Consider the following 16,698-nt stretch of genomic DNA (forward strand, 5'->3'; position numbering starts at 1 on the left):
TAGAGTCTCAGACTCTGGTGTCTGCAAAATTATTAATACTATTTAGAAATAATAAAAGCGAACAAAGCTTGGAACATCATAATACGGGTTCTTGGGATGCACATACCTATGATCAAGTTTCACGTTTAGTTCAATATAAATGGGGTCGACAGTTGATTAGTTGTCGAAAATGGCGTAAAAATGAAATTGTGATGGACGCAGGTTGTGGATCAGGCTTGCTTACTAAAGAATTAGTCAAAAAGGTTCCAAAAGGAAAAGTTTATGCTATTGATATTGATTCCAATATGATTAAACAAGCTAAAATCAATCTCCAATCCTTTGAAAATGTTGAAATAATACAATCTGGTTTTACTGAAATAGCACTTCCAGAAAAGGTGGATGTTATTTTTTCTAATTCCGCACTTCATTGGGTAAAAGACCATAAAAAAGTCTTTCAAAGTTTCTTGGAAAAGCTAAAACCAATGAGTACCAAAAATAATGATAAGGACTGTGGAAGTCAATTATTAATCCAATGTGGAGGCTACAATAATCTACAACAAATCATCCAATTAGTGGAACAAATTGCAAATTCTGATCAATTTAAGAAATACTTTACCGATTGGAAACAACCATGGTATTTTCCAACGATTGATGATACGAATAAATTGCTTAGAGAGATAGGTTACAAAAATATAAAAACATATACCCATAGTGATTGTGTTTCTCTTCCAGATCGCCAGATGTATTCTAAATTTGTAAAAACAGTGGTACTGAAATCTTACCTGGATCATTTATCTCAAAAAAACGATGAGCATATTGATGAACTAAAGGATCTGTTTTTATATCTGTTTTTAGATCAAGTTGAGAAATATAACAATGAACCAGATAAACGCTGGTTCTTAGATTTTATAAGGCTAAATATTATTGCTTATAGACCTGCATAGTAGAGATATTTATTTCGTATCAAAGATATTAGATTTGTGATTCAAGCTGACCGTTTTTGAATTTGAGTTTAGAAATTTATAGGTATGTTTGTAATGAAAATAATTCATCAAGGTAATAATGAAGCAAAATCCATACTAGATCTTCAAACAAATAATTATGTTTGATAATAACATTTTATCTTTAAGCAGTATAGAGTCAAATACCTTTGATAATCCATTAATAAATATAACACTGTCTTATCATTAGAATCATCCAATTACACAAAATCTGCTACCTTCCGCTCTTCACCGTTATGAGTTATTCCACGTTCAAGATTATTTGGAATAGGAACCCCATGATAATAATTTTCATGGTTTGTATTTAGTAACAACAAAGATTCAGAATTAACTAGTAGATAGGTTCAAAGGTGATCGCCTCAAGAAAGCATTAGCAAAATTAGTATCGAATATGTAACTTTGAATCTTGATGCTTCTTTCATATTATATCATATGACACTACATAAAACTGGCGAAATCCCCTCAAATTGAAGTAGGTAGTCATTTTGATTTTTACTAAAGACAGTGATGAATTCTATGCCATTGGATAAACAGATGATCTAGACAAATCTAGAAAGCGTCGAATTAAAAACCTGGATCATGAATTCGTTACACTTCTTAGACCAATCTTCTGATGAATACGATAGTGATCATAGTAATGCAATAAATAATGAAGACGAAAACAATTAGTAGTAGTATGAGGTAGACAACAATCAAATGAAAACACTTTATGGAATGGTTTTGTTGTTATCTTTGGTCCTAATAGGAGGAGCATCTTTTCCGATTTTTTCGTTTTCTCAGACCTCCTTGCCGGATGGATTAACAGAAAATTTGGCTATGGCATTAATGCAGGATAGAACAGAGGGATATGAGGACGGAGAAGGACCGAAGTTTAAAGGGACTATTAACAAAGTCAATGGCGATATAGGCAGAAACCTGTCTGACATTGAAATACAAATTCAGCTAGTAATTGCTCAAGATTACTTGGAACAATCGAATTCATCGAATTCAACACAATAAATTTTCCGTTTCTTTTTTTTGTTGCTCCCTTTGATAGTTTTTTCTCATTATGTGATTCGTCACTCGTATCAATATTGGTTATTCAAGACAACGGATTTTTAATGGATTTTATGGTGTCGCCTAATTGCAGTCAACAATATTTGTGAACTTTCCCGATAAGAAAATTGATGAGCTATAAATTTTACGGGCATAAATAACACCATGGATTTTATGCTCTATAGTCAAGAACTATAGTCCTAATTTTTCTAAATACTTTTTTCTGAGTTTTAGTCCCTTTGTCTTTCCAATACCCATAGTAGTATGGTCCATGATCATGATCACAATTTGATTTATCATATTTTACATATTCATGTTTGATAAAGGCCTTTTGAGGTAGAGACAAAATATTCTGAATAAAATCATCTTTATACATTCTCTACTTCTAAACATATTTGCTTGCTATTTTCCTCACAGTAACTGAAATAACTTGCAATGAGAAGTATGTATGTTATCTAGATTAGATTCTTAAGTGAATGACACACTAAACTAGATATCATAGTTAAAGTTTTCTGTTTCAGGTTATACATTCATTCTTACATGAAACACCTCTGCTAAGAAGTCATATAACCATTAACAAAATAAGGCGATACTACAAGTTATTCCAAATATATAAAAATAATTTAAAATGTAACTGTTTGTGAAAAACAAAGGTATTAGCTCCGTAACCATTGTATTGTTAACACTAGGTATTCTAATAATTCCTGCAACTGAATTAATGATAAAACCTAACAGTTTTACGTTTGCTCAATCAAACGGCGATAACAACAATGTCATCGGTCAGGATGGCGATGGCAATGACGCCTCTCAGAGTGATGAGAGTAGTCAAGAAAGTAACCAAGGGGCACAATGTGTGTCTGGAGATGACAATTTTGCAAGCTGTAACAATTTATCTTCAAATAGAATAGGACAGGGAGAACGGGGTGATAGGGGACCACCAGGACCTGAAGGACCACCAGGACCTGAAGGACCACCAGGACCAGCATTTGAGCCTCGATTATATATTGTGAAAAGCGAGATAGAAACTAACCAAGAAGGATCAAATTTTGTCCTTATTGAAGTTAGCTGTGAAGATGGGGACTTGTTAACGGGCGGATCATCAAGGGCAGACGGCAATACTCCGACATTCAGATTAGTTGCTGATAATGTGATACCTATAGATGAGGACACTATCCAAGTCACTGTTGTTGGAGATACCACTAATGCGGATACCGTGAGAGCACAAGCGTTCGCCTATTGTATCGACCTAACTCCATAATTTTTTTAATTCTTTTTTACAAAGATATTTCTGTCAGTTTGAGTAGCCTAATCGCACGAGTTCTTTGTATTTGGCACATCAAATTGAACCTCCGATTGCTTACCCTTAATTTACCAATACCACGAGGTATCGACAAAAATATACACAGGATAAATGAATACATAAAGAACCTCAACACATCGATGGACTCGAACCAATGGCCCTTCTGTAACGCCTAATGATCCTGCAGTTGCTATTTCAACCCTTACTGCATCAGATATAGAGTCTCAGGAGACTAGAATCATAAGGTTGTAGTAACAAATTAGCAAGGTTTGGGAAGCGTACCTGATAGTGTTACTATAACTATAAATCCTATCGATAATCCACTTAATCCACTATACCAACCATTTAAATGAATATTAAGTCTGGTAACAATATAATAAATATACAAGTTCAGGAAAGCAACGGAAAGAATGTAGCTGGGCAATCCAGTCAAAATGGTCAAATGTATTCAGACATTTTAATTCTTCAAGAACAATCTACAGAACAGGATAGCAGTGTAGTATCCTAAACAGTGATGGATATATGAACAGATAAGTTGACAAGTATGTAGTACTGTAGACATAATCAACTTTATATTATTTTCAAAATACATTTGATGAGTATTCTAAATGATTATTCCTTTATCGTTAGTATGATTGGCAGCGGGTTCGGAGGGATTAAGTTCCGAATAGTATAAAGGTTAGGAGGAAAGTCCGAGATCTGGGGGTAATTAAGGAAGAATTAAGCTCAGTAATTTGCGATTTACAAATCCTTTGATTCATTCTAGTATTTTGCAATAGAATCTCTCAAACTGCAATAGCAGAAAATTCATTTATTAAAACGCAATCAATGGAAAGTGATATTTCCATACTTTGTCAAACAATGTTAGTTGTGAATCGACATGGATTTCGTTATTACTTCATAGAACAAGTGGAAAGATCTATATTTTAAATGATAGTAACGATTAGAGTAATCTACAAGCGATAAGCGCCACAACATACTTAATAGATAGGAAATGTATATAGACAATGTGATAAGCGAAAAAAAAAATTCTAACCCTATGGTTGCACCATTAAACTATTCCTTTAAGAAATTTTCATCGATTGGACCTTTCGTTGATCTTGACGGAAAGATTAAACACTGTGTAATTTGCGGCATTCCAGCTACTCAGGAAGCAATATTTACTGTGGATGGAGCCATCATTGTAGAAAAATACTGTGATTCATGCTCAAAAAAGGATATAAAATAACAAATACCAAAAAACAGTTTGTCGGACCTTTGCCTCAGAAATAGGCAGTAGTCATTATTACTGAAAGATTTAATGAATGAAAATTAATAATTAGTATAAAACTTATCCTATCGATTTTCTTACTAATATAGTGATCCTACTAAGCAGTAAATCATAGTTCTAACTAAGAATGTATAGCAAGACTGTAATTTCTGTTATCACTATAAAAGACTAATATACCATGAGCCTGTATTATATACTGTGACGCTAAGAATTAAATGTAAGCTATGTGACTTTAACCATATTTCCAATATTTACCGAATGGGTGATCATACTTTCCATAAGAATTTTTCAAATTTAGAAAGCTGCCCAAGTTGTGGACATGTATCTAAATGTGTTGAATCAGATTATATTTTATAGGTCATCTTGGCATAATATAGATAAATTAGCCTAAGCAAGAAACAATAAAAAATAAATCTTCACAGGATAAATAAAATAATGTAAATGAAATTTTAGGATTTCCCAGGTTATCTTTATTTCTCCTCTTGTCTATGATTCTAATATCATTTTTTATAATAGGTCTAGTTACTCAACAGATAGCGACATACTCTAATATTATTAAAAAGGCAAGAAAATTTGCAGATAATCAGTTTTAGAGGATTAGTCAACTAGAACGTTTCTTGAGACATTTTTTTGGTCAGCTAAAATTATTGATTTAATAACTCAATTCGATTAGACATAATTAATGTAGAATCCGCTAGAGATACGAAATCAACCTTATTAGATAATGGTCAAAGCAATTTTATCATCGAATAGTTTGTAATATTATTTAAAATAGGATAATACCGTAGTTTGTAAATATATCTGGCGACTTAATTGGTTAGGTGACAATGTTAAATGGATCATTTCAGCATACAGTCATGAGTAGTAACCATACTTTAAGCAAATAAAATGCTTACCAATGCTAATATTCAGTATTAGAAGTGAGTTGAGCAATAAGTAGTCAATTATTGAAACATGTGAACCATTTTTATAAGAAATAATCATCGAACATGCATTCGCCTATAAACTATGCTACATGATAAAAAAAGTGCTAGTTGTTTGGATAGTTTATTAAAATCAGTATTAAAGCGTCAGATGCCTTATTTTATAGGAGGCACAATAACTGGAACAATTATGGCTTTTTATTATGGATTCTTGTTTGCTATCATCGTCAATAGTGTTATTTAGTTTGTTATTTCCACTCTTGTCAACAAGTATTATTGGAACTATACTGGCTTTAAAGGAGTTCCAATTGGTATCAAAATATATCAGACATATAAAAAAGAAAAAGTCTTTTGATGATTTGATCATTAAAAATGATAAACACACCCAAGGACTGGACGCAGACAATTAGCATTCTTCAAATGACGAAAGCATGGGAAAACAGGTACCTTGGGAAGTCCGTCAAAATTCTAAAGAGCGATGCTATGTGCTTGTCAGACTAATACAGATGTTCTATACCCCAAGTTCAAAAAGGAAGGTGTTACATGGAGATGGGGCATTAGGTGCTTGTCAGACATGAGATCTTTCTTAAATGTCTATGTGAAAAAAATTTTGAAAATCAAAAAGAAAAGAAAGAAAAAATGTTCCTCTATGGATATAATTGCAGGAAAGTCAATTACCACACAATACAGTGAAGGTATAAATATCAAACATCCAATGGCAAGCTCAAGTATCCTGAACTCTGCATACGAGGAAATAGACGGACATATGTTTTGGGAGGGTAGTCGGATTGTTGAGCAATACTCCAATTAGAGTTAATTGTTGCTTATCAAAAATTCTGGGAAAAAACAAAAGTTCCAGAAATCTTGAAGACTCATTTCGAATGAGAATGAAGGGTAAGGATTAGAATGTAGCAGATAATTTCAGCAAAAAACACCAGATCAGGACAGCCTACAAAGAATCCTATATTTGGTAATATATATAGCAAACTTACAAGATTCTAAAGGAAGGATACCAAGGTGTTGTAAGCAAATAATTTGCACTAAACAAGAATATTTGTTGATTGAGAAGTGAAAACGTCATGATTTGTTACCATATACTTTTGTCAGTGTTCAATTTATATTTCCAAATTGTTAAGATACTGTCTAATGGTAAAATAATAGGGCACAGGATAAAGAACATTTAGCACATATACATTAGACCATTGTTTCTGCTCTATAGTTATATCAACACTAACGAAAAAATATTATCATAATATTTGGTACAGTCATTGATGATCAACCATAAATTTATCAAATTCTATAGCTGTTATAAGACATGCTCTAGCAACTGTATGGACAGCACTCATAAATAATTCTCGAGTCAAGCTATCAAAAAACAAAGGGTATATTATGGTCAGCCCAATGGAGTTTCCATCTTTGTTTGTTTGCAATGAACAGAATACGCCAATCTTCAATAAGTCTTTGGTCAATCGTGTTTGAAACTCATTAATAATTTTGTAGTCGACATTCTGTAAAATTTTACCATCTTGAGCTAACAGACGAGGACTAGATATAATTTCAACTCTACCAACATCATTTTTATAAACGTAAACGCCGATTTTAAAATCCTCAAAATAACTGGTATTAATAATTGAAACTGTATTATCATTATCTATTGTTTCTTCTATATTGCAGACTGGATCCTTTTTGAGCCAATCAAGAATACTATTATACGGTGAGTTGCCGTTTGTTACTGATTGTGACATACTTGTAGTTCTGCATCATACTATAATAAGAACCGCATTGAGGAGCATGATGGACAATATTTGGAATTACCGCGGAGGATGGCACTCTTTTATTTTTCTTGAAAGTTAATAGCTGGATTATAATTTTACAACTGATTTTCAATACATTGACTCTGGTCTCAGGAATATACCTACGAAATCCTTTTGAATCAAACTTTGATGTTCCTGTAATTTTTAAAACTATTGGTCGGATTTTTACAGTTGTCCCTTCATCAACCACTTATTCATTCCAAGGCTCACCTATTCTTCGAAATTTAATATCCTTATTGTTTGAAGATTTAAGCTAACATGAATCAAATACATTTCACACAAGAGTAGACCTTGATTTTTATAACCTTCGTCAAACCCAATAGTAACGATCTTGTTATTTTTTAACATATGAAAATTAGTAATTTATTTAAAGTATTTATGCAATGCCTACATTGAACAGTCATAACGCTACCGGAGTTAAAAGGCAATAAAGGTTTGAATATAAAAGATCTCCTTACCGTAAAAACAGGCGAACTACTAGCCAAGGCAGATGAATTGAGGGAGGCAAATGAATCTTTAAGCATTGCTAATACTAAAATTAGAAAGAAAATAGAAGAAATAAAAAATGCAAGAAAGGATTTAACTGAATTAGAAATGGATCTTCTCGTAGCAAATAACCAAGTGAAGGAACTCAATGAAAGATTCGCATTGACCAATAAAGAACTCGCCAAAGTCAGTAAAGATCTAATTGTAGCCCATGAAGAGATAAAGCAACTAGTGTTAAAGCAAAAAGAGTTTGTCGATATCGCGGCTCATGAATTAAGGACACCAATCCAAGCTTTATCAGGAAATTTTGAATTGATTGAAATGGACATCCCATCACTTTTGAAAAATTCAGCAAAAGCTATGGAAACAACCATTAAAGAATTTGAACGTTTAATCAAAGATAAGCCCAGACTAGAGCAATTTAGAAATAGGCTTATATCAAGCTATAAGAATTCGCGAAGACTCGAGAAGTTAGTAAGTGATATACTTGTTACCTCACGAATCGAAAATAACAAATTACAATTACATAAAGAACCCTTTAATCTAAACGAAAAAATACAGGATGTGATTAATGACGTCCTTACAAAAACTAGGGTTGCTTCACTTCATGCTAATTCGCTCAATCCAGTTGACATAGTTTTTGAACCACAAAACGATCCTGTTATAGTATATGCAGATAAAATTAGGATTTTTGAAGTTATCTCAAACATAATGAATAATGCAATTAATTTTTCGGATGGAGAATCCATTACTGTTTCAGTTACAAAAAGTCAAAATAACGATGATAAAACAGACCACGAAAATTTCGAGGAGGTTGAATATACAAAAAGCAATAAAGAAAATGAAAAAGGTAGTGAATTGGTAATAGTATCTATCAAAGATAAAGGAAAAGGAATTGATGAGAAAATTTTACCACGACTATTTGAAAAATTTGTTACAAAATCAGATAAAGGCATTGGACTAGGTCTATACATATCTAAAAACATTGTCGAAGCTCATGGAGGTATCATTTGGGCCCAAAATAACAAGAATGAAAAAGGAGCGACAGTTTCGTTTAGTTTACCTTTAAGAGAATAGATGTGTTTTGATACAATAAAACACAACAACTTTCAAAATTAAATGAGGTGGAACGGATCATGGATTATTTATCTTTTAATAACATGAATTTAGTAACAGTTCTCACCCGCGGAGATTAAATTCCATATACTATAAGGGTTTAGTTCCTTTTATTGTTTATGGACATGGAATCGTTGCAATTGTATTGTTCTAAGGTTATCGGATCTTTCGATGTTGTAAATAAATATGAATATTATGGTTATTTCAGTTCTTTAATTCAGGACAGTCCATCAAAGGTTTTCATGATGCCCCAGTATAAATAGAGCAACAGAGTGACAAGAGTTGTATTCCATATAAGATGAACAGGATTAGCTTAATATGGTTATACCATCTGGTATAAATACAGAAGCTCATTTAATGAATTTTTGTTTATCTCAACGCGATTAGTATATAATAAATAGCAAATGTATTTATACAATTACCATTAGCAATTAATATCTTAATTTTGATTTTTTGTTCAACAAAATTGGTTATACTATTTTTTGCAAGCGTGATTTCAATAACATTAATAATTACAGATATGACAAATCCTGGATATGGCTTTTTTTCTAACACGACATTTGTTCAAAAAGATTTCACAACACAAAGCAACTCAGAGAACCCAACAGAAAATTTTCAAATATCCGGAGAATTAAAGGACTCACTCTATTGAAGACTTCGTCTCCAATAGCAATAGTACAAACGCTGCAGTTGTTTTAGGTTATGTAGATCCAAATGGAATGCAGTTTTATGGTTATGGCAACGTATCAGGATCAGTGAATACAACCGTAAACCAAAATACAATTTTTGGTATCGGTTCAATCACAAAAGTTTTCACCACAATCTTACTCTCAGATATCGTCGTGAACGACGGCCTGATTAAACTAGATGATCCTCTACAAAAGTATTTACCTTCTGATGTAATGGTACCGAAATATGATGCACAAAATATGACCCTGGAAAATCTAGCAACCCACACTGCTGGATTACCCGAGTTCCCAGATAACTTTTGTAAAGATCATATGGATAACTTTGATGTCAACCGGACTACTGAATACCGAATGAAAATAATAGAATGTACACAAAAGTATTCACCTTCTGAATTATATCAAAGTTTTTCTAACACTTTAATTACAACAGAAGTTGGTTCTAAATTTGGATATTCATCTTTTGGTACAGGATTGTTAGGTAACATTTTAGCTATAAAGTCTAATATGTCTTATGACGATCTCTTAGAAAAAAGGATTTATTCAGTGCTGGGCATGGTAAATACAAGCATCACTTTAACAGATGAACAGAAATCTAATTTGGCTGTTGGACATATTAATGGAGATGAACTCCCCACTTGGAATTTAGCTCCCGTAATAGCACCCAGTGGAGGGACATATTCTACTGCTAATGATATGTTCAAATTTGTCTCAGCGAATATTGGGTTGATTAAGACCAAATTGGATATTGCAATGCAAGAATCGCACTTAATCAGACACTATAATGGATTCCTGGGACCAAACAATGTATAAATATCGGATAACAACAGTGGTGAGAGGTTGTATGTTGGATTAGGATGGATGATAAATACCAATTATGGTAGCTAAATAGTATGGCATAATGGTACTACAGCTGACGGATACAACTATATAATTGCGTTTAATCCATCTACTCATAAAGGATTTGTTTTACTTGCCAGCGCGGACCACAACGACATTGATGTTGCAAACATTGGTTTGTTGCATAAAGAAGGCTTTGCAAATTTGATATGGAAATTACTTTACTAGTCTAGTCCTTAGGGGTTTTGTTTGAATGCTTAAATCCTTCCTTTCTTAAAGTGCAAGCAGATCACTTTATTTACAAATAAACTTTGGATGCAATTTTATAATAAATCAACAGATTCTTTATTTTCAATTTGCAAATATGATTGATTATTGTTACAACCGGTTTATACATATAGCATATAGCGCTACTGGAACTAGTATCTAATTCGGTGAGGTGAGTATGAAAATTCGTTACTTGTCAGGAGATATACTTTATTTATTCAGATTAAACTTATAATTAAGAACGGTCTCAAAAATATCAATTATGTAGAATCCATAACTTTTTACTATTAACTATTCCAAAAGAAAGTCAACTTCTGATGGCATTGTGGTTTGTCAGAGATCCAGCAATGTTACGGGTTACTTAAGAAGTGGGACGCGAAATCCTATTTTCAACTTGTGAATTTACTTATTGAGAACTAGAAAATGAAATAATATGGGAATGAAGCTTCATTTGATCATTACATATAATCAATATAATTTCTTTTATTTAAGAAAATAGTAGGGTACTAAGCCTTACCTAGAAACTAAATAGTAATATGCTTACAATATCATTTGTTCAAATCATAGGAACATTATTGTTTTTAACAAAACACTTAGAACCTATCCCAAAATTCGATAGAAATATAGCTCCTTATCTGTCTTGGTAAACCGTGATCTGTGTCCAGACTAAGGAAGACAAAGCAAAACACACCCTTCCTACTATCAGAAGGATTCACGATGAATTATGGGACGAGTTTAAGAAGATACTGCCTAAAGAAAAGCCTCCAAAAACTGTGGGTAGACCGATTATTCCATATAAACAAGTACTGGATGGGATCCTTTACGTTCTTAGAACGGGGTGCCAGTGGAAGATGCTTCCAAAAGAATATGGTTCAGGTTCTACCTGTCACAGGAGATTTCAGGAGTGGAATAAACTGGATGTATTTAAAAATGCATGGATCAAACTATTGAAAGATTATGATGATAAAATTGGTCTCAACTGGACGTGGCAATCCATAGACAGTATATCCATAAAGTCATCTTTAGGGGGGCCAAGACTGGAAATAATCCCACAGACAGGAGCAAACTAGGCACAAAAAGACACATTTTGACAGAGAAGAAAGGTATTCCTCTATCGGTTGTAATTTCACCTGCTAGCACTCACGACATCAATCTGGTAACAGATGTAGTCGATAATACAGTAATAAAAAGACCAAAATCATTATCCAGATCGAGACGACGACGACGACGATTACAACATCTGTGTCTTGATAAGGGATACAAATCTGCAGAGGAAGAACAGGAATTAATCAAACGAGGATATGTTCTGCACATTCCAATCAAGAAGAAAAAAGGGAAGAAAGGTGAAATTGGCAAAGAAATATCAATGCCAAACCGTAAGAAATATTCTTCCAAGAGATGGGTTGTAGAGAGAACGAATTCATGGCATAACAGGTTTAGGAAACTCTTCACACGATATGAAAAGAAGGATGAAAACTATCTTGGTCTAGCACAGTTCTCTTGTAGTATAATCATCTATAGAAAGTTAATTTTGGGATAGGCTCTAAGACTATTTTGTTCTTAGGTTCGGATAGGTTTGCTTGCTTTTCTTGTATAAAATAAATCCTGATAAACCTATTATCAAAACCTGAACGATTTTTGAGATCCAGTCTAACCTTCCAATATAAAATTCAGTTCCAACTATTGGTACTCCTATTGTTCTTGAGGCAACATAAATGGAAATTAGCACTGCTGATGCCAATATACAAATAATATAGGGAAACTTTTGAGATAACTTTACTTTGAGAATCCATACTATTAAACCAATATAGATCAAGCTCGAAACCAGGAATAGTGTAATTTCGACTATTTTCTCTGTTGACTCACTATTAATACCAAAATCTAGTAATTCCATCCAGTCGCTGTATTCTCCATATGCTACAACAAAATAAAGTATACTGATTAATCCTAATAATCCACATAAAACATATCTTGTTAAATTTAAAGCATTATTCATTTGGATCACAAACTATAGAGTTATATTTTCAAAAAAATAAAATTAGATTAAATTCTTCTTTGCTTCTTCAGCATGCATTATTGATGCTTTTGTGTCACTATCTTTGAGAGCTTTTAATGATGCTTCAATTTGCTTTTCAACACTACTTAGGTCAGGTTTGTCTTCTAATGCTAATTCTGCTTGGTAGAATGATTTCTTTGCTCCATCATTGTCTCCATTGTTGATAGAAGCAATGCCTGAGTCAATCAATTGTATTATTTCATTATTTGGATTACTTGAGACTTCTGTCTGATTTAAAGCCGACGTTGCATTTGTGATATTGGCCTGTCCAAAAACTGTCACACTACCTGAAATCAATAGTAACGGCAGAATGGCCAAAGAGAACAGAATTTTTCTTTGCATATATTTTTGAGAACTGTAATAATTCATTGATGATCTATTACCATTTCTCGAAATAATAAACTACTTATCATTCTCATAAAATGAGAATGAAGGACAAGTGATCACAATTTATTTTAACAATAATTTATTGTTTAAAGCTTTGCCACAACCGGAGGATTTTATCTTGTTGAGGTCTATTTTTAATTTTACAGGTGATTTCGTTATTTTTTAACCTTATTAAAATTTCATCAATCCAAGAAGTATAAAATGATTCATCAGTTCCATCAATATTCCGTACAATCTTTGTTTTTTTTATAACCTTTATTTGTTCTAATCTGTGAACCTTTCTGTATGTTGAAGATATTGGTAACTTTAGAAGAGCTGCTATTTGTTGGATACTATATTCCTTTCCATCAAGTAATTTTAATATTTTTAGACTAGTTTCATCAGTTAATACTGGCAATATATCTTTTGGAGACGGACTATTCAACTCTTTAACACGGCAATTATTACTAGTACAAATCCGGCTATTTCTACACCTTCTTCAATGAGTTCTTTGCTTTCTTCATGATTGAATCTCAGAGTATCACCAATAATGGTGTCTCCAATAGTTATCAGCAAAAATCCGGCTGCTAGGTATACCATAGGAAAATACCTGCTTCTCTTATAGGCTCGAATTGCGAAATAAACTAGGATAAATCCAAGTAAAATGTGAATTATTATGACTAGATTCATTACTTCCAATTCGTACCTGATAGGTGAAAATTGATTATGATTTAAAGGTTTATCAAATAAATGAAGAAGATATGAAATATCAAATCTTTTATTGAAAAAATCCGGAGATTGGATGGCGTAATCCTCAAGTAACTAAGTTATTGTAAGCTAAATTGTAGATCAGGGTTTATTTTTATTCTTGTGTATCAGATCCAAGGATAAATAGTCTATCCTCCTTGTCAAATTCATTTTTCAAAATGATAGAATGTAATATCAAGATGATTGGACTTTTGAATTTAAAGTCGGTATAATATTGACAACTAAAAATTTTATATATCCAGAAAAGTACATTTCGTCTCTTCCGGATATAACATCATAGCCTAAATGATGTACTTGATATAACATGTTAATAGTATAAAAACCATAAAGCCTATTTCGTACATATGAGCGAAATTAAAATCGTTCGGTGAGTCAAAACCAGGACTATTACCGGAATAATTTGTCCTACTTTATAGAAATTCATACACCATGAAAGGCCTGCCTCTCTAAAATACTATTTATCCTTGTTTATGATTACCAAATTTTGAGAATATATATAAGCTTTAAAGCATATTACACAACATCCTTCTTAATGAACTTTGAACATGATTTACAAAACAACGGAAAAACGATATTCACTACTGCTATTGTTCTATTTACCGCTGCCTTAGCATTAGTTACAGTGATGAATAGCAATAATGTTGTCATCGCTCAACCAACCGGAGGGATAAATACATTTAGTGCTGAAGGCTATATGGGAAATCTCGTATTGTCACCTGAAGCCATGCAAAAATTAAATGCTTCTCAGGATACCAATTTGAATTTTGTAATAGGTGGAGATTGGAGCCTTGATGTGTCAAACGGACAAGTACAAGACTTTAAAATCGAGCTAAACAGACATTCATTATTAGGTCACGAAGTTGAAACTCACGTAATAGAAGGATTAACCGATGTCACTCCAGTAACAAACATTACAGGAAATAACGAGATTGTCTTGGTTGGCAATAATACACAATTTAAGGGGCTAGCTGATATCCGAACAGTAGAAACAGGTAATGTATGGGAAGATGTTCCAATTATAGCATATTTGATCAACGGACATATTTTGAACATATCCTTTGATGCAGCAAAAACTGAAGGACATTTCGTGAATCTTCCATTGATGGGTGTGGTAACATCATTAACAGAGGGTGGTAACAGCAGTAGCAGTAGTGGTGATGGTAGTCAAGCAAACTCAACAGCGACATGATACCTCTTTTCATTTTTTTGATTTTATTATTCAACTTTGATTCATATTACCAAATGTCAAAACTGTTACTAAATGTTGTATAAAATCTCACATTTATTATTACCAACACACATTGTCATATGACGGATTTAGGGAGATTAAACGCCATGTAACCCTATGTTTAGTTGAAATATAATTTACTTTGGGTCTTTATATCATTTATAATGATACAATATAATAAAGTAGTTGGCAAAGTTAATTATTACTACTGTAATTTAGTTACTATTTACTTTATATACTTTATCAAAACAATTATTTTCTGGATAATGAAAGATGCCACTCACATAGATACTTCAGGTCTGAATTCATTTTCTCCTACTTTGATAACAATATATTCACAAAGAGCCGTATCAACGATCCGTTCAATAGAGCGTATTCTTTATTTATTACTCTCAGTTTTGATGGTCTTTGCAGTATTAGTATTTATAGATACAGCTGCTGTTAAGGGCTATATCAAATTCATTCCTGAAGATGAATATGATTATATTCTTTCATTAATCGCTTTTGCGGCCATAGGAATTATTATATTTATGCTGAGAATCATTTTAAAGACCCGAAAAAAACTTGATAATTGGGCTTATACTTTTGAAAAGAACTCGATCGGGTCGTTAATTAGTATGGGTCTTCCAGATCTTGATAAAAAAACACTCTTCTTTTCTATTATTGAGAATATCGAAGAGATTGGGGAGCCCATCAAAAAGTATATTTCAAAAAGTAAAGATAATATCGAGTTATTTCTTGACCAAACAGTTTCTGATACGACTAAGTTTGATATATTAATAGATGGTGATAAGATTAAATCAATAGATGATGGGATTAGTGATAATGCTCCTATCGCAGATAAACTCAATGAGTATGGCATAGTGGTTGGAAAGATAATTGCCGATTCTTCTGCAGTTGATACAAATAAGATAAAGTTATTTATCCGATCAACATTAGATTATTCAAAGTTTACAAATAAATATATTGGATTGGCCTTATTGGTTGGGACTGAAATAACAAATGAAGCAATGGAATATGCTAGGAATTTTTCTAGCAAATCAATAGGTTATCTGATAGTAATCGAAAAACCGGGGATCATGAATTCGCTTTGACACAACGCTGATTTACTGAGAATCTCAATCTAAATTTGAGTCTAATTTATTAACTGACCTAGAAAAGTCTAGAAAAGACTTTATCCATTTATAATAAGCCTCCACACCTTTATTAGTTACCTTGTAAAAAGTTGAATTTGGGGTTTTGATGGCCATGATGAACCCATTGTTTTCCAGCTCTTCCATTAAATCATTGATCCTGTCTGATCTCTGTTGTTTGATTCCAGGCAATTTATTAATTATGTGATATTTTGAGATTGGTGTATCCTTGGATGATATGCAGAGGTATTCTAGAATGGATAATATCGTATATTCTGGAGACAATCTTTTCTTTCTTTTTATACCCATTCTCTATCCCGTTATAGTACTTGTTAAGTCAATAGTGTTAATGAATTGGTATTATTATTACTTTTTTCTGGATAGTTTCATGGATACTCTATTAAGTAATCTTTATTTTGTAGAATTAGTC

The 16,698-nt window shown here is 32.6% G+C and carries 20 protein-coding genes; 12 read left to right on the forward strand and 8 right to left on the reverse strand.

Annotated features, from left to right (window positions below):
* Positions 1-17: 17 nt before the first annotated feature.
* Both NFRAN_RS10220 and NFRAN_RS10225 read left to right on the forward strand, forming a co-directional pair.
* The gene (locus NFRAN_RS10220) at positions 18-923 is read left to right on the forward strand and encodes a class I SAM-dependent methyltransferase (RefSeq protein WP_172602287.1); all 906 of its coding nucleotides are present in this window, start codon (positions 18-20) and stop codon (positions 921-923) included.
* 753 nt (positions 924-1,676) lie between these two features.
* A complete protein-coding gene (locus NFRAN_RS10225) occupies positions 1,677-1,979 on the forward strand; it encodes a hypothetical protein (protein WP_134484898.1) in 303 nt (100 codons plus the stop codon).
* Between the two features lie 208 nt (positions 1,980-2,187).
* Here the strand turns inward: NFRAN_RS10225 and NFRAN_RS10230 are convergent, their stop codons facing one another.
* Positions 2,188-2,391, reverse strand: a complete 204-nt coding sequence (locus NFRAN_RS10230; protein ID WP_134484899.1) for a hypothetical protein — start codon at positions 2,389-2,391, stop codon at positions 2,188-2,190.
* Between the two features lie 264 nt (positions 2,392-2,655).
* On the opposite strand from NFRAN_RS10230, the gene NFRAN_RS10235 reads away from it, so the two are divergent.
* The 5 genes from NFRAN_RS10235 to NFRAN_RS10250 all read left to right on the forward strand — a co-directional run bounded on the left by NFRAN_RS10235 (position 2,656) and on the right by NFRAN_RS10250 (position 6,319).
* Positions 2,656-3,273, forward strand: a complete 618-nt coding sequence (locus tag NFRAN_RS10235; RefSeq protein ID WP_134484900.1) for a hypothetical protein — start codon at positions 2,656-2,658, stop codon at positions 3,271-3,273.
* 391 nt (positions 3,274-3,664) lie between these two features.
* A complete protein-coding gene (locus NFRAN_RS13935; protein WP_172602288.1) occupies positions 3,665-3,823 on the forward strand; it encodes a hypothetical protein in 159 nt (52 codons plus the stop codon).
* Between the two features lie 486 nt (positions 3,824-4,309).
* On the forward strand, positions 4,310-4,543 hold the full coding sequence (locus NFRAN_RS10240) for a hypothetical protein (protein ID WP_134484901.1): 234 nt from the start codon (positions 4,310-4,312) through the stop codon (positions 4,541-4,543).
* 1,180 nt (positions 4,544-5,723) lie between these two features.
* Complete coding sequence (locus NFRAN_RS10245) at positions 5,724-5,918, forward strand: hypothetical protein (protein WP_134484902.1); 195 nt, start codon at positions 5,724-5,726, stop codon at positions 5,916-5,918.
* Positions 5,919-6,073: 155 nt separating this feature from the next.
* Positions 6,074-6,319 carry a hypothetical protein gene (locus NFRAN_RS10250; RefSeq protein ID WP_134484903.1) on the forward strand — a complete coding sequence of 82 codons (246 nt, stop codon included), beginning with the start codon at positions 6,074-6,076 and terminating at the stop codon, positions 6,317-6,319.
* A gap of 454 nt (positions 6,320-6,773) precedes the next feature.
* Here NFRAN_RS10250 and NFRAN_RS10255 read toward each other — a convergent pair whose 3' ends face one another.
* Positions 6,774-7,253 (reverse strand): DUF2299 family protein, encoded by a 480-nt coding sequence (locus NFRAN_RS10255; protein ID WP_134484904.1) that lies wholly within the window; start codon positions 7,251-7,253, stop codon positions 6,774-6,776.
* A complete protein-coding gene (locus NFRAN_RS13940) occupies positions 7,216-7,512 on the reverse strand; it encodes a hypothetical protein (RefSeq protein ID WP_172602289.1) in 297 nt (98 codons plus the stop codon). The genes NFRAN_RS10255 and NFRAN_RS13940 overlap by 38 nt, the downstream gene beginning before the upstream one ends.
* Positions 7,513-7,757: 245 nt before the next feature.
* Between NFRAN_RS13940 and NFRAN_RS10260 the strand changes: the two genes are divergently transcribed.
* The 3 genes from NFRAN_RS10260 (at position 7,758) to NFRAN_RS10270 (ending at position 12,257) form a co-directional block, all read left to right on the forward strand.
* A complete protein-coding gene (locus tag NFRAN_RS10260; protein WP_134484905.1) occupies positions 7,758-8,885 on the forward strand; it encodes a sensor histidine kinase in 1,128 nt (375 codons plus the stop codon).
* Positions 8,886-9,571: 686 nt separating this feature from the next.
* Positions 9,572-10,423 carry a serine hydrolase domain-containing protein gene (locus NFRAN_RS10265; protein WP_269472351.1) on the forward strand — a complete coding sequence of 284 codons (852 nt, stop codon included), beginning with the start codon at positions 9,572-9,574 and terminating at the stop codon, positions 10,421-10,423.
* A 995-nt stretch (positions 10,424-11,418) separates the two neighbouring features.
* Positions 11,419-12,257, forward strand: a protein-coding gene (locus tag NFRAN_RS10270; protein ID WP_134485810.1) for an IS5 family transposase whose coding sequence is annotated in 2 segments (ribosomal slippage) — positions 11,419-11,752 and positions 11,752-12,257 — 840 coding nt in all. Because the reading frame shifts where the segments join, the coding sequence is not laid out codon by codon here.
* Between the two features lie 9 nt (positions 12,258-12,266).
* On the opposite strand, the gene NFRAN_RS10275 is transcribed toward NFRAN_RS10270, so the two are convergent.
* From NFRAN_RS10275 to NFRAN_RS14505, 4 genes are all read right to left on the reverse strand, one after another.
* Positions 12,267-12,713, reverse strand: coding sequence for a hypothetical protein (locus tag NFRAN_RS10275; protein ID WP_134484907.1), 447 nt, complete (start codon positions 12,711-12,713; stop codon positions 12,267-12,269).
* 42 nt (positions 12,714-12,755) lie between these two features.
* Positions 12,756-13,142, reverse strand: a complete 387-nt coding sequence (locus NFRAN_RS10280; protein ID WP_134484908.1) for a hypothetical protein — start codon at positions 13,140-13,142, stop codon at positions 12,756-12,758.
* Positions 13,143-13,239: 97 nt separating this feature from the next.
* The gene (locus tag NFRAN_RS10285) at positions 13,240-13,584 is read right to left on the reverse strand and encodes a winged helix-turn-helix domain-containing protein (protein ID WP_134484909.1); all 345 of its coding nucleotides are present in this window, start codon (positions 13,582-13,584) and stop codon (positions 13,240-13,242) included.
* Positions 13,581-13,829 (reverse strand): DUF7521 family protein, encoded by a 249-nt coding sequence (locus NFRAN_RS14505; protein ID WP_134484910.1) that lies wholly within the window; start codon positions 13,827-13,829, stop codon positions 13,581-13,583. The genes NFRAN_RS10285 and NFRAN_RS14505 overlap by 4 nt, the downstream gene beginning before the upstream one ends.
* Before the next feature lie 610 nt (positions 13,830-14,439).
* On the opposite strand from NFRAN_RS14505, the gene NFRAN_RS10295 reads away from it, so the two are divergent.
* Together NFRAN_RS10295 and NFRAN_RS10300 are read left to right on the forward strand one after the other, a co-directional pair.
* Positions 14,440-15,096, forward strand: coding sequence for a hypothetical protein (locus NFRAN_RS10295; protein WP_134484911.1), 657 nt, complete (start codon positions 14,440-14,442; stop codon positions 15,094-15,096).
* 305 nt (positions 15,097-15,401) lie between these two features.
* Positions 15,402-16,229, forward strand: a complete 828-nt coding sequence (locus NFRAN_RS10300) for a hypothetical protein (protein WP_172602290.1) — start codon at positions 15,402-15,404, stop codon at positions 16,227-16,229.
* 24 nt (positions 16,230-16,253) lie between these two features.
* Here the strand turns inward: NFRAN_RS10300 and NFRAN_RS10305 are convergent, their stop codons facing one another.
* Positions 16,254-16,577, reverse strand: a complete 324-nt coding sequence (locus NFRAN_RS10305) for a hypothetical protein (RefSeq protein WP_134484913.1) — start codon at positions 16,575-16,577, stop codon at positions 16,254-16,256.
* Positions 16,578-16,698 lie beyond the last annotated feature (121 nt).

This window comes from Candidatus Nitrosocosmicus franklandus (assembly GCF_900696045.1).
GTDB lineage: Archaea > Thermoproteota > Nitrososphaeria > Nitrososphaerales > Nitrososphaeraceae > Nitrosocosmicus > Nitrosocosmicus franklandus_A.

Coding starts and splice junctions, on each gene's coding strand:
- NFRAN_RS10240 (WP_134484901.1), top strand. CDS start 4,310: ATGTATATAGACAATGTGATAAGCGAAAAAAAAAATTCTAACCCTATG.
- NFRAN_RS10305 (WP_134484913.1), bottom strand. CDS start 16,577: ATGGGTATAAAAAGAAAGAAAAGATTGTCTCCAGAATATACGATATTA.
- NFRAN_RS10280 (WP_134484908.1), bottom strand. CDS start 13,142: ATGAATTATTACAGTTCTCAAAAATATATGCAAAGAAAAATTCTGTTC.
- NFRAN_RS10230 (WP_134484899.1), bottom strand. CDS start 2,391: ATGTATAAAGATGATTTTATTCAGAATATTTTGTCTCTACCTCAAAAG.
- NFRAN_RS13935 (WP_172602288.1), top strand. CDS start 3,665: ATGAATATTAAGTCTGGTAACAATATAATAAATATACAAGTTCAGGAA.
- NFRAN_RS10295 (WP_134484911.1), top strand. CDS start 14,440: ATGAACTTTGAACATGATTTACAAAACAACGGAAAAACGATATTCACT.
- NFRAN_RS14505 (WP_134484910.1), bottom strand. CDS start 13,829: ATGAATCTAGTCATAATAATTCACATTTTACTTGGATTTATCCTAGTT.
- NFRAN_RS10255 (WP_134484904.1), bottom strand. CDS start 7,253: ATGTCACAATCAGTAACAAACGGCAACTCACCGTATAATAGTATTCTT.
- NFRAN_RS10300 (WP_172602290.1), top strand. CDS start 15,402: ATGAAAGATGCCACTCACATAGATACTTCAGGTCTGAATTCATTTTCT.
- NFRAN_RS10225 (WP_134484898.1), top strand. CDS start 1,677: ATGAAAACACTTTATGGAATGGTTTTGTTGTTATCTTTGGTCCTAATA.
- NFRAN_RS10275 (WP_134484907.1), bottom strand. CDS start 12,713: ATGAATAATGCTTTAAATTTAACAAGATATGTTTTATGTGGATTATTA.